Annotated in this window: 12 protein-coding genes; 7 read left to right on the top strand and 5 right to left on the bottom strand. The window is 64.9% G+C overall.

The annotated features are described in order from the left end of the window. Positions 1–4 precede the first annotated feature (4 nt). Complete coding sequence (locus J2W23_RS21010; protein ID WP_307650113.1) at positions 5–514, bottom strand: cupin domain-containing protein; 510 nt, start codon at positions 512–514, stop codon at positions 5–7. Then, complete coding sequence (gene mpl, locus J2W23_RS21015) at positions 511–1,902, bottom strand: UDP-N-acetylmuramate:L-alanyl-gamma-D-glutamyl-meso-diaminopimelate ligase (protein WP_307650114.1); 1,392 nt, start codon at positions 1,900–1,902, stop codon at positions 511–513. The genes J2W23_RS21010 and mpl overlap by 4 nt, the downstream gene beginning before the upstream one ends. Before the next feature lie 111 nt (positions 1,903–2,013). Here mpl and J2W23_RS21020 point away from each other — a divergent pair, with 111 nt between their 5' ends. From J2W23_RS21020 to J2W23_RS21050, 7 genes are all read left to right on the top strand, one after another. Further along, positions 2,014–2,610 carry a hypothetical protein gene (locus J2W23_RS21020; RefSeq protein ID WP_176660188.1) on the top strand — a complete coding sequence of 199 codons (597 nt, stop codon included), beginning with the start codon at positions 2,014–2,016 and terminating at the stop codon, positions 2,608–2,610. After that, positions 2,611–3,165, top strand: coding sequence for a TlpA family protein disulfide reductase (locus tag J2W23_RS21025; protein WP_176660189.1), 555 nt, complete (start codon positions 2,611–2,613; stop codon positions 3,163–3,165). 100 nt (positions 3,166–3,265) lie between these two features. Beyond that, positions 3,266–3,727, top strand: a complete 462-nt coding sequence (accB, locus tag J2W23_RS21030) for an acetyl-CoA carboxylase biotin carboxyl carrier protein (protein ID WP_307650115.1) — start codon at positions 3,266–3,268, stop codon at positions 3,725–3,727. A 2-nt stretch (positions 3,728–3,729) separates the two neighbouring features. Continuing rightward, complete coding sequence (accC, locus tag J2W23_RS21035) at positions 3,730–5,079, top strand: acetyl-CoA carboxylase biotin carboxylase subunit (RefSeq protein ID WP_176660191.1); 1,350 nt, start codon at positions 3,730–3,732, stop codon at positions 5,077–5,079. A 16-nt stretch (positions 5,080–5,095) separates the two neighbouring features. Next, complete coding sequence (prmA, locus tag J2W23_RS21040; protein WP_307650116.1) at positions 5,096–5,986, top strand: 50S ribosomal protein L11 methyltransferase; 891 nt, start codon at positions 5,096–5,098, stop codon at positions 5,984–5,986. A gap of 73 nt (positions 5,987–6,059) precedes the next feature. Next, a complete protein-coding gene (locus J2W23_RS21045; RefSeq protein WP_307650117.1) occupies positions 6,060–7,487 on the top strand; it encodes a zinc-ribbon and DUF3426 domain-containing protein in 1,428 nt (475 codons plus the stop codon). A 63-nt stretch (positions 7,488–7,550) separates the two neighbouring features. After that, positions 7,551–8,453 carry a carbohydrate kinase family protein gene (locus J2W23_RS21050; protein WP_176660194.1) on the top strand — a complete coding sequence of 301 codons (903 nt, stop codon included), beginning with the start codon at positions 7,551–7,553 and terminating at the stop codon, positions 8,451–8,453. 82 nt (positions 8,454–8,535) lie between these two features. Here the strand turns inward: J2W23_RS21050 and J2W23_RS21055 are convergent, their stop codons facing one another. From J2W23_RS21055 to J2W23_RS21065, 3 genes are all read right to left on the bottom strand, one after another. Continuing rightward, positions 8,536–9,066: a histone H1-like DNA-binding protein gene (locus J2W23_RS21055; protein WP_042578341.1), complete on the bottom strand. Its 531-nt coding sequence runs from the start codon at positions 9,064–9,066 to the stop codon at positions 8,536–8,538. A gap of 196 nt (positions 9,067–9,262) precedes the next feature. After that, positions 9,263–10,498: a ribonucleotide-diphosphate reductase subunit beta gene (locus J2W23_RS21060; protein ID WP_176660195.1), complete on the bottom strand. Its 1,236-nt coding sequence runs from the start codon at positions 10,496–10,498 to the stop codon at positions 9,263–9,265. A 191-nt stretch (positions 10,499–10,689) separates the two neighbouring features. Then, complete coding sequence (locus tag J2W23_RS21065; protein WP_307650118.1) at positions 10,690–13,602, bottom strand: ribonucleoside-diphosphate reductase subunit alpha; 2,913 nt, start codon at positions 13,600–13,602, stop codon at positions 10,690–10,692. Positions 13,603–13,637 lie beyond the last annotated feature (35 nt).

Below are 13,637 nucleotides of genomic sequence, written 5' to 3' on the forward strand. Positions count from 1 at the left end.
AGGGTCAGAGCATTCCGGCCAGTTCGGGCCAGTGGTGCCGCATCGATGCCGCTTCGTCGCTGTCGGGCGGCACCATGGAGAAGTCGGCAAAGTCGAAGCCCGGGCCGACCATGCAGGCGACCAGCGTGTAGTCGCCCGACGAATGGCCCTGGATCGGCCGGGCTGCCTGCCACTGGCCGGCTGGCACCACGTGCTGGGGGCGTGTGCCGTGCGCATCGACCGGGCCCAGCCGCACATGGGCTGGCGCCGTTCGCATTGCGGCATCGCAGGTCCAGAGGGCCAGCGGCACGCCTTCGAGATGCACCCAGACTTCGTCCGACAGCACCCGGTGCCAGCGCGAATGCTGACCCGCCTCGAGCAGGAAATAGATGCTGGTGAGCGCGCCGCGTGGCCCACGGCCGTCGGCTGGCATGACCGTGGCCGCCGAACGGAACACCTCGCTGTACCAGCCGCCCTCCGGATGGGGCTGCAGTTTCAGGCTGTCGATCAGTTCCCGGGCGCGCATGGCGCTCATGATGCCGTCGCGGCGCGCAGGGCCGCAAGCAGTTTGTCGTGCACGCCACCGAAGCCGCCGTTGCTCATGCAGACGATGTGATCGCCCGGCCGCGCGGCCGCGACGATTTGCGCGACCAGCGGCTCGACGGCCCCGGCGACTTGCGCGCGGTCGCCCATCGGCGCCAGGGCGGCAGCGGCATCCCAGTCGAGTCCGGCCGTGTGGCAGAACGAAAGATCTGCCGACTCCAGGCTCCACGGCAACTGGGCGGCCATGACGCCGAGCTTCATCGTGTTGCTGCGCGGCTCGAAGGCGGCGAGGATGCGCTCACTTTGCTTGCCCGCGTCGTCGAGCTTCTTGCGGAGGCCCTCGAGCGTGGTGCGGATGGCGGTGGGGTGATGGGCGAAGTCGTCGTAGACGGTGACCGAGCCCACCGTGCCGCGCAGCTCCATGCGCCGGCGCACGTTGCGAAAGCTGCCGAGTGCGCGCGCGGCATCGGCCGGCGCAACGCCGACGTGGTCGGCGGCCGCGATAGCGGCCAGCGCGTTCATCTGGTTGTGCAGGCCCGAGAGTTCCCACTCGACCCGGCCGACCACCTTGCCTTGCCGCAGCACGTCGAAGGCGTCGTGCGAGCCGCGGGCTTGCCATTCACCGCCCGTGCCGAAGCGCGCGAGCTCGCTCCAGCAGCCCTGGGTTAGCACGCGCTGCAGGCTCTCTTCTGTCGCGTTCACCACCAGCCGCCCGGTGCCGGGTACGGTGCGCACGAGGTGATGGAACTGGCGCTCGATGTCGGCGAGGTCGTCGAAGATGTCGGCGTGATCGAACTCAAGGTTGTTGAGCACGGCGGTGCGCGGCCGGTAGTGAACGAACTTGCTGCGCTTGTCGAAGAATGCGGTGTCGTACTCGTCGGCCTCGATGACGAAGGCGGCGCCGTCGCCCAACCGGGCCGACACGCCGAAGTCCAGCGGCACGCCGCCAACCAGGAAGCCCGGCGCCTTGCCGCCCTGTTCGAGCACCCAGGCCAGCATCGACGTGGTCGTCGTCTTGCCGTGCGTGCCGGCCACCGCCAGCACATGGCGGCCCAACAGCACGTGCTCGGCCAACCATTGCGGGCCGCTCGTGTAGGGCTTGCCGGCATCGAGGATGGCTTCCATCAGCGGGAACTTGGGGCTGCCATCAGGCATGCGCGCCCTCGAAACCACGTTGCCGACCACGAACATGTCGGGCGCGAGCGAGAGTTGATCGGCGCCGAAGCCTTCGATCAGGTCGATGCCCAGGGAGCGCAGCTGGTCGCTCATCGGCGGGTACACGCCGGCGTCGCAGCCCGTGACCCGGTGGCCCGCTTCGCGCGCCAGGGCGGCGACGCCACCCATGAACGTGCCGCAGATACCCAGAATATGAATGTGCATCGGGCGATTCTAGGGAGGCGGAATTCGAGGGGCGCCGACCAAGCCCGGCCTTCGCCCCGAGCTTCATGTTGATTTCGTGTGCGTGACGCCTACTGCGGGCAAAATGCCCCGATGGACACGTCCAAGCGTGAAATCGCCGCCACCGCAGCCCGCCTTGTCGTCGAGGAAGGGCTGGAATATGGCCCCGCCAAACGCCGGGCCCTGCGCGACCTGGGCCTGTCGGCGCGCACTTCGCTGCCGAACAACGACGAAGTCGAGGCCGAGGTGCGGGACTACATCGCGCTCTTTTGCGCCGATACCCAGCCGCAGGAATTGCATGCGCTGCGCCTGCTGGCGCTGGAATGGATGGAGCGCATGGCCGCCTTTCGCCCGCATGTGGGCGGTGCCGTCTGGCATGGCACGGCCACACGGCTCTCGGACATTTATATCCAGCTGTTCTGCGATGATTCCAAGTCCGCCGAGATCGCCCTCATCGACCACCACGTGGACTACGAACCGCGCATGGTCACCGGCTTTCATGGTGAGCAGGTCGAGGCCTTGAGCGTGCATGCGCCGAGCCGTGCGCTCGGCGAGGAAATCGGCGTGCACCTGCTGGTCTATGACCTGGACGACCTGCGTGGTGCCCTCAAGCCCGACGCCCAGGGCCGCACGCCACGCGGCGATCTGCCCGCATTGCGCCGACTGATTGAAAGAGAAAAGGACAAGTGAATGACTTCTTCGCCGACACGACGCGGCATGCTCTATGGCGGCGTGGCGGCGGTGGCCGCCGCTGCCGGGGTGGGTGGCGCCTGGTGGCGGGAACACAGCGCCGGCAGCAATGCGGCGGGTGGCGAGCAGCTGGACGCGAGCTTCTGGGCCCAGAAATTCGAACGGCCGGAGGGTGGTGAGCTCGTTTTCTCGAGCCTTCGCGGCAAGCCGCTGCTGCTCAACTTCTGGGCGACCTGGTGTCCGCCTTGCGTCGAAGAAATGCCCATGATCGACGCCTTCTTTCGTGAAAATGGCGCCAACGGATGGCAAGTGGTTGGATTGGCCATTGACCAACCCAGCGCGGTGCGCAAATTCCTGCAACGCACGCCGGTCACCTATCCCACGGGCCTCGCGGGGCTGCAAGGCACGGAACTGGTCAAGCACCTGGGCAATACCGGTGGTGGATTGCCCTTCACGCTGGTGCTGAACGGTAACGGCTCTGTTGCAGCTCGTAAAATGGGCAAGCTCGAAACCGCCGATCTGGAGACTTGGCGGCGTGAACTTGTTCATGGTTAGAATCGGCCGCCCAAGCTGGCGTTAGCCACCAAACGCTGAAAATCGCCGATTTTCAGCCCAGTTATATCCGAATGACCGGCAAAGCCGGCACTGGAGTCCCATGGATCTGCGCAAACTCAAGACACTGATCGATCTGGTGTCCGAATCGAATATTTCCGAACTGGAAATCACCGAAACCGAAGGCAAGGTTCGCATCGTCAAGGGCGGCGGCGCCGCTCCGGTGCAGTATGTGCAAACCCTCGCAGCACCGCCCGCTGCCGCCCCGGCAGCAGGTGCACCTGCTGCCCCGGCCGCCGCAAGCGCCCCCGCGGTCGAGGCCGCTCCCGCCGGCCATGCGGTCAAGTCGCCCATGGTGGGCACGTTCTACCGTTCGTCCAGCCCGGGCGCCCCGGCCTTTGTCGAAGTCGGCAGCAAGGTGAATGAGGGCGACACGATCTGCATCATCGAAGCGATGAAGATCCTCAACGAAATCGAAGCCGACAAGTCCGGCACGATCACCCAGATCCTCGGCGAAAACGGGCAAGCGGTCGAATACGGCCAGCCGCTGTTCATCATCGAGTGACCATGTTCAAGAAGATCCTGGTTGCCAACCGGGGGGAGATTGCCCTCCGGATTCAGCGCGCCTGCAGCGAGATGGGCATCAAGGCCGTGATGGTCTATTCCGAAGCCGATCGCGAGGCCAAGTACGTCAAGCTGGCGCAGGAAGCCGTGTGCATCGGCCCGGCGCCTTCGGGGCAGAGCTATCTCAACATGCCGGCCATCATCTCGGCGGCTGAAGTGACCGATGCCGAAGCCATCCACCCCGGCTACGGTTTCCTGAGCGAGAATGCCAACTTCGCCGAACGCGTGGAGCAGAGCGGCTTCCAGTTCATCGGTCCGACGCCCGAGAACATCCGCACGATGGGCGACAAGGTCTCGGCCAAGCAGGCCATGATCAAGGCCGGCGTGCCTTGCGTGCCCGGCTCCGAGGGCGAGCTCTCGGACGACGCCGCCACCAACAAGCGCATTGCCCGCGCGATCGGTTACCCGGTCATCATCAAGGCGGCGGGCGGCGGCGGTGGCCGCGGCATGCGCGTGGTGCACACCGAGGCGGCGCTGGTCAACGCGATCCAGATGACCAAGGCGGAGGCCGGCGCGGCCTTCAGCAATCCGGCCGTGTACATGGAGAAGTTTCTCCAGAACCCGCGCCACATCGAGATCCAGATCCTCGCCGACAAGCACAAGAACGCGGTCTACCTGGGCGAGCGCGACTGCTCCATGCAGCGCCGCCACCAGAAGGTGATCGAGGAATCGCCGGCCCCCGGCATTCCGCGCAAGCTGATCGAGAAGATCGGCGAGCGCTGCGCCACGGCCTGCAAGAAGATCGGCTATCGCGGCGCCGGCACCTTCGAGTTCCTTTATGAGAACGGCGAGTTTTACTTCATCGAGATGAACACGCGCGTGCAGGTGGAGCATCCGGTGACGGAGTTCACCACCGGCATCGACATCGTGAAGACGCAGATCATGGTGGCCGCCGGCGAGAAGCTGCCGTTCACCCAGCGCCAGATCGAGATGCGCGGCCACGCCATCGAGGTGCGCATCAACGCCGAAGATGCCTGGAAGTTCACGCCATCGCCGGGCCGCATCACGATGTGGCACCCACCGGGCGGCCCCGGTGTGCGCGTCGATTCGCACGCCTACACCAACTACTTCGTGCCCCCGAACTACGACTCGATGATCGGCAAGATCATCGTGTACGGCGACACGCGCGAGCAGGCCATGGCCCGCATGCGCACGGCGCTGAACGAGACCGTGATCGAAGGCATCCAGACCAACATCCCGCTGCACCGCGAGCTGATGGTCGACGCCAAGTTCATGAGCGGCGGCACGAACATCCACTATCTTGAAGAGTGGCTCGCGGCGCACAAGCGCTGATCCACGAGACGACGCCATGTTCGAACTTCGCCTGATGGCACCGGAAGACCGGGTCGAAATGCTCAGCGACGCGCTCGATGCGCTCGATGCGCTGAGCGTGTCCGTCGAGGACGCCGATGCCCAGACCGATGCCGAGCAGGCGCTGTTCGGCGAACCCGGCATGCCGCCACCCAAGGAGGGCTGGCAGCGCTCGCGCGTGATTGCACTCTTCGCCGAAGAGGCACTCGCGAACGAAGCCGCATCGCTGCTTGCACTGCAGGACTTCTTCGAAGGCTGCACGGTACTCGGCGTGGCGAACGTGCCAGAGCAAGACTGGGTGCGGCTCACCCAATCGCAGTTCGCGCCGGTCGAGATCACGCCCGAGTTCTGGATCGTGCCGACCTGGCACGAGCCGCCCGAGCAGGCGAAGCAGGTCATCCGTCTCGACCCGGGCCTGGCCTTCGGCACCGGCACGCATCCCACCACGCGCATGTGCCTGCGCTGGATCGCCAGACAGGGCGAGGGCGCCTTCGCCAAGCAGCGCGTGCTCGATTACGGCTGCGGCTCCGGCATCCTGGCGATCGGCGCGGCGAAGTTCGGCGCGCGCGACATCGATGCCGTCGACATCGACGAAGCCGCGGTCTCCTCGACCCGGCTCAATGCAGAAGCCAACGGCACCAGCCTGAACGCCGGTTTGCCTGACGCGGCCAAGGGCACCTACGACACGGTGCTCGCCAACATACTGGCCACGCCGCTCAGGTTGCTCGCGCCGCTGCTGCGCAGCCATGTGGCGCCGGGCGGATCGCTGGTGATGGCCGGCATCCTCGAGCGCCAGGCCGACGAGCTGAAAGAGGCCTACGCGCCATATGCGACCCTCGAGGTCAGCGACAGCGAGGACGGCTGGATCCTCATGACGGCACGCTGCTGAGCAGCGCGGCCGGGTTTTTGCACTGCCGCGCACCGTTCGCGTGGCGGGGGCCCAACCCTACAATCGCCCGGTCATGAGCCTCGTCACGCGTTGCCCCGCCTGTACCACCACCTTCAAGGTGGTGCGCGACCAGCTTCGCATCTCGGATGGTTGGGTGCGTTGCGGCCGCTGCAGCCATGTGTTCGATGCGACGCTCGACCTGCACGAATCATCCGATGGAGCGCCGGCCGGAGCGCCCCCCGCACCATCCCCGGCTGCCGCTTATTCGCCCTCGCTGGTCGAACCTTCCTCCGGGCACCAGGCCGATGCGCCGCCGGCAGCGGCGCAGGCCCCTTCCCAGGCTTCCGAAGACGCGGATTTCTTCGACGACGAGCCTGAGGCGCAGGCCCATGCCGAGGTGGCGCATCCGCCGCCCGCCCCGGAAGCCTTCGAGGCTGCGGAAGTGGCGGTCGCGCCGCAGCCCGAGCCGGCTCCGCCACCATCGCCACCCGCATCGCCCCCGCAATCCCCGGCGCTCTCGCTGCCCGTGCACGGCATCATCGCGGACGAGCCGTGGTCCGACCTGGATGTCAGCGAACCCACGTGGCGGCCACCGGCAAGCTCCCTGCCACCGTTCCCGAACATCGACCTGAATCTCGCGCCGCCGCCGCCATCGCCGCCTCCTCCGGTGCCGCCGCTGCCCGAACCTCGCATCAAGACGCATGGACTGGTCGAGCCTGCCATCGACGACGGCGCCGAAGAGAAGGAAGAAAAAGAGGAAGACCACGACCAGGTCCAGATGCAGAAAGCGCTGCGGCGTGCGCGCATCAAATCGGCCAAGATCGCGAGCGCCAACAAGTCGCGCGAGGCCAGGGCTGCGGCCAAGGCCGCGTCGTCATCCTCGTCGTCGGTGGTGCGGGAGGCGAGCGAGCCGGAGAGTCCCGCCTCGCTGCCGCCGATGTTCGCGGAGCGCGAAGAGGATCACCGTTTTTCCGACGACGAAGAGCACGACGTTCAAGCGCCCGGTTTCTGGCAGCGAAAGGGCGTGCGGCGACTGCTGGTCGTCCTGGCGGTGCTTGCCGTCCTGCTGCTCATCCTGCAGATCGTTCGCCATGAGCGCGACGGGATCGTCGCGCGCCAGCCCGGCCTGCGCCCCGCGCTGGCGGCGCTGTGCCAGTACACCGGCTGCGAGCTCTCGGCCCTGCGCCAGATCGGCGACATCATGATCGAGGGCGCGGCCTTCGCACGAGAGAAGAGCGGCGGCAACGACTACCGGCTGAGCTTCACCTTGCGCAACGCCGCCACGGTGCCGCTTGCGATGCCGGCTGTCGAGCTGTCGCTGCTCGACACGCAGGAGCGTGCGGTGGTGCGGCGCGTGCTGATGCCCGCGGACTACGGTGCGCCGTCGGTGCTCGCGGCGCGCGCCGAGCGCGCGGCCTCGTTGCCGCTGACCCTGTCGCCGACGGAGTCGGCCGCGCTGCCGCCCATCGCGGGCTACCGTGTGGAAGCTTTCTATCCCTAGTCGCACGCCTGTGCGCGAGCGTCTTTCTCCCATCCATCTTCATCCAACGAAAACGGTCCACCCATGGCAGCAGTGATTTGCGGTTCCCTCGCGTTCGACACCATCATGACTTTCGAGGGACGGTTCGCCGATCAGATCCTTCCGGACCAGCTGCACATCCTGAATGTGTCGTTCCTCGTGCCGGGCCTGCGTCGCGACTTCGGCGGCTGCGCTGGCAACATTGCCTACAGCCTCAACGCGCTGGGCGGCACGGCGCTGCCGATGGCCACGCTCGGCAGCGACGGCGCCGACTACCTGGAGCGCATGCAGACACTGGGCATCAGTACCGAGTTCGTGCGCCAACTCGACGACACCTTCACCGCCCAGGCGATGATCATGAACGACATCGACAACAACCAGATCACCGCGTTCCATCCCGGCGCGATGCAGCAGGCGCACATCACCAAGGTGGCTGCGCGCGAGGACATCAAGGTCGGCATCATCGCGCCCGATGGCCGCGATGCGATGCTGCAGCACGCGGAGCAGTTCGCCGCCGCCGGCATTCCGTTCGTGTTCGATCCGGGCCAGGGCCTGCCGATGTTCGACGGCGATGCGCTCAAGCATTTTGTCGATCTCGCGAGCTGGGTCGTGGTCAACGACTACGAAGGCAAGATGCTGTCGCAGCGCACCGGCTGGAGTCTGGCCGAGATCTCCAAGCGCGTGCGCGGGCTGGTGGTCACGCTGGCGGCCGAGGGCTGCGAAGTCTGGATCGATGGCGAGCGCGAGCACGTGCCGGGCGTGACGCCCACTGCCGTGATCGAGCCCACGGGTTGCGGCGACGCATGGCGCGGCGCGCTGCTGTTCGGCCTGGAAAAGGAATGGCCGCTCGCGCAATGCGCGGCGCTGGGCAACCGCATCGGCGCACTCAAGATCGCGCAGCGCGGTCCACAGAACTATCAAGTCGACCGGAAGGCGCTGGGCCTGTAAGACGCCCCTCTTTCGAGCGCCCATAAAAAAACCCGACACCGTGAGGTGCCGGGTTTTTTGCCGTCAAGGGCGCTGAGAAAACTCAGGGCTTGCTGGCCGTGGGGAACGGCCAAGCTGCCTGGGGATTCAGCGTCGTTTGCGCGGCAGGGGCAGGCGCTACAGCAGCCTTGGCGGGTGCCTTGGCAGCCTTCTTTGCAGCAGGCTTCTTGGCAGCAGCGGCAGGCTTGGCAGCGGGCTTTTTCGCGGCTTTCTTGGCCGCAGCCTTTTTCGCAGGAGCCTTCTTGGCGGCGGCCTTCTTTGCAGGGGCCTTCTTGGCAGCTGCCTTCTTGGCAGGAGCCTTCTTAGCCGCAGCCTTCTTGGCCGGCGCCTTCTTGGCAGCGGCCTTCTTCGCCGGAGCCTTCTTCGCAGCAGCCTTCTTGGCCGGTGCTGCCTTCTTCGCTGCTACCTTCTTGGCAGGAGCCTTCTTGGCGGCGACCTTCTTGGCAGCAACCTTCTTGGCCGGAGCCTTCTTCGCTGCTACCTTCTTTGCCGGAGCCTTCTTGGCCGCGACCTTCTTTGCCGGAGCCTTCTTTGCAGCGGCTTTCTTAGCCGGCGCTTTCTTTGCAGTTGCCATTTCTATTTCTCCTTGATCAAGTTGAAAAAATCAACCTATTGAAGCACTCCACGCACGTTGGGAGCGTGAAGCGATTCATGGCGTTGGAATCTGAGCCCCAGCACCATGAACACCTGAGCCCTCGTCCATGCCGCGCTCTTCGGCGCGATCGGTGGCAAGGGCAATTCTTGAATTCATTAATTCTTATCGGAAAGATTCAATCCCAGGAGAGCGCACCACCCGACTGGTACTCGATCACGCGGGTTTCGAAAAAATTGCGCTCTTTCTTCAGGTCAATCATTTCGCTCATCCAGGGGAACGGATTTTCTTCGTTCGGGAAGAGCGTTTCGAGGCCGATCTGCTGTGCACGCCGATTGGCGATGTACCGCAGGTAGCCCTTGAACATGGAGGCGTTCATGCCGAGCACGCCACGCGGCATGGTGTCTTCGGCGTATTTGTATTCGAGCTCGACGGCCTTCATGAAGAGGTCCTTGATCTCGGCCTTGAACTCGGCGGTCCAGAGGCCAGGATTCTCGAGCTTGAGCTGGTTGATCAGGTCGATGCCGAAATTGCAGTGCATCGACTCGTCGCGCAGGATGTACTGATACTGCTCGGCGGCACCGGTCATCTTGTTCTGGCGACCGAGCGCCAGGATCTGCGTGAAGCCGACATAGAAGAAGAGACCTTCCATCAAGCAGGCGAACACGATGAGCGACTTGAGCAGCGTCTGGTCGGTCTCGTGCGTGCCGGTCTTGAAGAACGGGTCGCTGATGGCGTCGATGAACGGGATCAGGAACTGGTCCTTCTCGCGGATCGACGGCACTTCGTTGTAGGCGTTGAAGATCTCGCTCTCGTCCAGGCCGAGCGATTCGACGATGTACTGGTACGCGTGCGTGTGGATCGCTTCCTCGAAGGCCTGGCGCAGCAGGAACTGGCGGCACTCGGGGGCCGTGATGTGGCGGTAGGTGCCCAGCACGATGTTGTTGGCGGCCAGCGAGTCGGCGGTCACGAAGAAGCCGAGGTTGCGCTTGACGATGCGGCGCTCGTCTTCGGTCAGGCCGTTGGGGTCCTTCCACAACGCGATGTCGCGCGTCATGTTCACTTCCTGCGGCATCCAGTGGTTGGCGCAGGTGGCGAGGTATTTTTCCCAAGCCCACTTGTACTTGAACGGCACCAGCTGATTGACATCGGTCTGGCCGTTGATGATGCGCTTGTCGGAAGCCTTGACGCGCTGGGTGGATTGGGTGGCGGCAGGCGTTGCTGCTGCGGCGACAACCGGACGAACTGCGGCGCCGTCATCGAGCGTGCGCAGCGTGGGTTGTGCAATCGACGAAGTCGGAGCGTCCACCGAACGGCCTGCGGGCAAGCCGCTGGTCGATGCGTTGTGGTGCTGCAATCCTTGTTGCATATCCTTTGGTAAGGAGGGCTTGACTTCTTCGTCCCAGGTCAACATAGAAAAATCCAATGCTCAAATTATCGGAGTAACGATGTGAGTTGCAAAGTGCTCGTTCACATCGCGCTCCATTTATGTGGTTGTTATGTTGCTCGCATGCATCGCGCGATGTCAGTCAATGCCTTCATTGCTTGAACGTCGCGCGACTTTCGCATGCACCTCACTGACTCACTGTCGCGAGCATGGGCGTGTCACTGGCACGCTTCGCAGGTCGGATCGTCCACACCGCAGAACGCGATGTCGGTGGCAGGCATCGCGCTCATCTGTGCCTTCGCTGCAGCAGCGGCGGCTTCGAGTGCGCTCATGCCCGAGGGTGCGTCGTTGCCCGACGACACCGCGTTGAGACGGCCCGATTGCACCGTCGATTTTTCTGCGTGCGTCGCGCTCTGCGTGCGCAGGTAGTAGGTGGTCTTCAGGCCGCGCAGCCATGCGAGCTTGTAGGTGTCGTCGAGCTTCTTGCCCGATGCACCGGCCATGTAGATGTTGAGCGATTGCGCCTGGTCGATCCACTTCTGGCGACGCGCGGCGGCTTCCACCAGCCACGTGGTTTCCACTTCGAACGCGGTGGCGTAGAGCGCCTTCACGTCTTGCGGCACGCGGTCGATGGGACGCAGCGAACCGTCGAAGTGCTTCAGGTCCATCACCATCACGTCGTCCCACAGGCCCAGGCGCTTCAGGTCGCGCACCAGGTAGTGGTTGATCACGGTGAATTCGCCCGACAGGTTCGACTTGACCGAGAGGTTGCCGAAGCAAGGCTCGATCGAGGCGTCCACGCCGATGATGTTCGAGATGGTCGCGGTCGGTGCGATGGCCACGCAGTTCGAGTTGCGCATGCCGTCGGCCTTGATCTTGGAGCGCAGCGCGTCCCAGTCGAGGGTGGCCGAGCGGTCCACTTCGACGTAGCCGCCGCGTGCCTTCTCCAGCAGCTCGAGCGTGTCGATCGGCAAGATGCCCTTGTCCCACAGCGAGCCCTTGTAGCTCGAGTACTTGCCGCGTTCCTTGGCCAGCTCGGTCGAGGCCCAGTAGGCGTGGTAGCAGATGGCTTCCATCGACTCGTCGGCGAACTGCACGGCTTCCTGCGAGGCGTAGGGAATGCGCAGCTCGTACAGCGCGTCCTGGAAGCCCATGAGGCCCAGGCCCACCGGACGGTGGCGCAGGTTCGAGTCGCGCGCCTTCTTCACGGCGTAGTAGTTGATGTCGATCACGTTGTCGAGCATGCGCATCGCGGTCGAGATCGTCCGCTTGAGCTTTTCCTGGTCGACCTTGCCGTCCTTCAGATGCTGCAGCAGATTCACCGAACCCAGGTTGCAGACGGCCGTTTCGGTGTCGCTGGTGTTCAGCGTGATCTCGGTGCAGAGGTTCGACGAGTGCACGACACCGGCGTGCTGCTGCGGCGAGCGCACGTTGCAGGCGTCCTTGAACGTGATCCAGGGATGGCCGGTCTCGAACAGCATCGTGAGCATCTTGCGCCACAGGTCCGAAGCCTGGATGGTGCGCGCGGGCTTGATCTCGCCGCGGGCCGCCTTCTCTTCGTAGGCAACGTAGGCCTTTTCGAAGTCGGCGCCGAACAGGTCGTGCAGGTCAGGCACGTTGGAGGGCGAGAACAGCGTCCAGGTGCCCTTTTCCATCACGCGGCGCATGAACAGGTCGGGGATCCAGTTGGCCGTGTTCATGTCGTGCGTGCGGCGGCGGTCGTCGCCGGTGTTCTTGCGCAGTTCCAGGAACTCCTCGATGTCCAGGTGCCAGGTTTCCAGGTACGTGCAGACGGCGCCCTTGCGCTTGCCGCCCTGGTTCACCGCCACGGCCGTGTCGTTCACCACCTTGAGGAACGGCACCACGCCTTGCGATTCGCCGTTGGTGCCCTTGATGTGGCTGCCCAGTGCGCGCACGCGGGTCCAGTCGTTGCCCAGGCCCCCCGCGAACTTCGAGAGCAGCGCGTTTTCCTTGATCGACTCGTAGATGCCGTCCAGGTCGTCGGGCACGGTGGTCAGGTAGCAGCTGGAGAGCTGCGAGCGCAGCGTGCCGGCGTTGAAGAGGGTGGGCGTGCTCGACATGAAGTCGAACGACGACAGCACTTCGTAGAACTCGATGGCGCGGGCTTCGCGGTCGATTTCGCCGAGCGACAGGCCCATGGCCACGCGCATGAAGAAGGCCTGCGGCAGTTCGATGCGGGTCTTGCGCACGTGCAGGAAGTAGCGGTCGTACAGCGTCTGCAGGCCCAGGTAGTCGAACTGGTTGTCGCGCTCGGCCTTGAGGGCCGCGCCCAGGCGGGGCAGGTCGTACTGCAGCAGCTTCTCGTCGAGCAGGTCGTTCTCCACGCCCTTCTTGATGAACTGCGGGAAGTAGTCGGCGTAGGCCGTGGCACGGTCGACCGGCATCACTTCGCGGCCGATGATCTCCTTGAAGATCGTGTGCAGCAAGAGGCGTGCGGTGGCGAAGGTGTAGTCGGGATCTTTCTCGATCAGCGTGCGGGCCGCCAGGATCGAGGCCTTGTAGACCTCGTCGAGCGGCACGCCGTCGTAGAGGTTGCGCATCGTCTCGGCGACGATCGGCGCGGCGGTGATGCTGTCGCCCAGGTTCTCGCAGGCCGATTCGATCAGGCCCTTGAGTTGGTTCAGGTCGAGCGCGACGCGTTCGCCGTTGTCCAGCACATGCAGCGTCGGCGTGGCCGGCGCTTCCTGCTCGACCTGCTTGGAACGCTCCTGCGTGCGGCGTTCGCGGTACAGCACGTAGGCACGGGCGATCTCGTGGTGGCCGCCGCGCATCAGGCCGAGTTCGACCTGGTCCTGCACGTCTTCGATGTGGAAGGTGCCACCGCCCGGACGCGAGCGCACCATGGCACGGATCACGCCTTGCGTGAGCACGTCGACCGTCTCGCGCACGCTGGCCGAAGCCGCGCCCTGGGTGCCGTGCACGGCCAGGAAGGCCTTCATCATCGCGATGGCGATCTTGTTCGGCTCGAAGGGAACGACGGCGCCGTTGCGGCGAATGATCTGGTAGTGCGCGAGGTTCTGGCCGGTGGGGGAGCCGGCGGTGTCTCGCTGTTGGGGGGGCGTGGAGGGAACGGCACGCGGGGTCGATGGGGTGTTCAGGGCAGTTTGCATTCGCTTCCTCTCGGTTGGCAATTCTTGTTGGGTGG

Origin of the sequence: Variovorax boronicumulans (genome assembly GCF_030812215.1) — a bacterium.
GTDB classification, from domain to species: Bacteria; Pseudomonadota; Gammaproteobacteria; order Burkholderiales; family Burkholderiaceae_C; genus Variovorax; species Variovorax boronicumulans_C.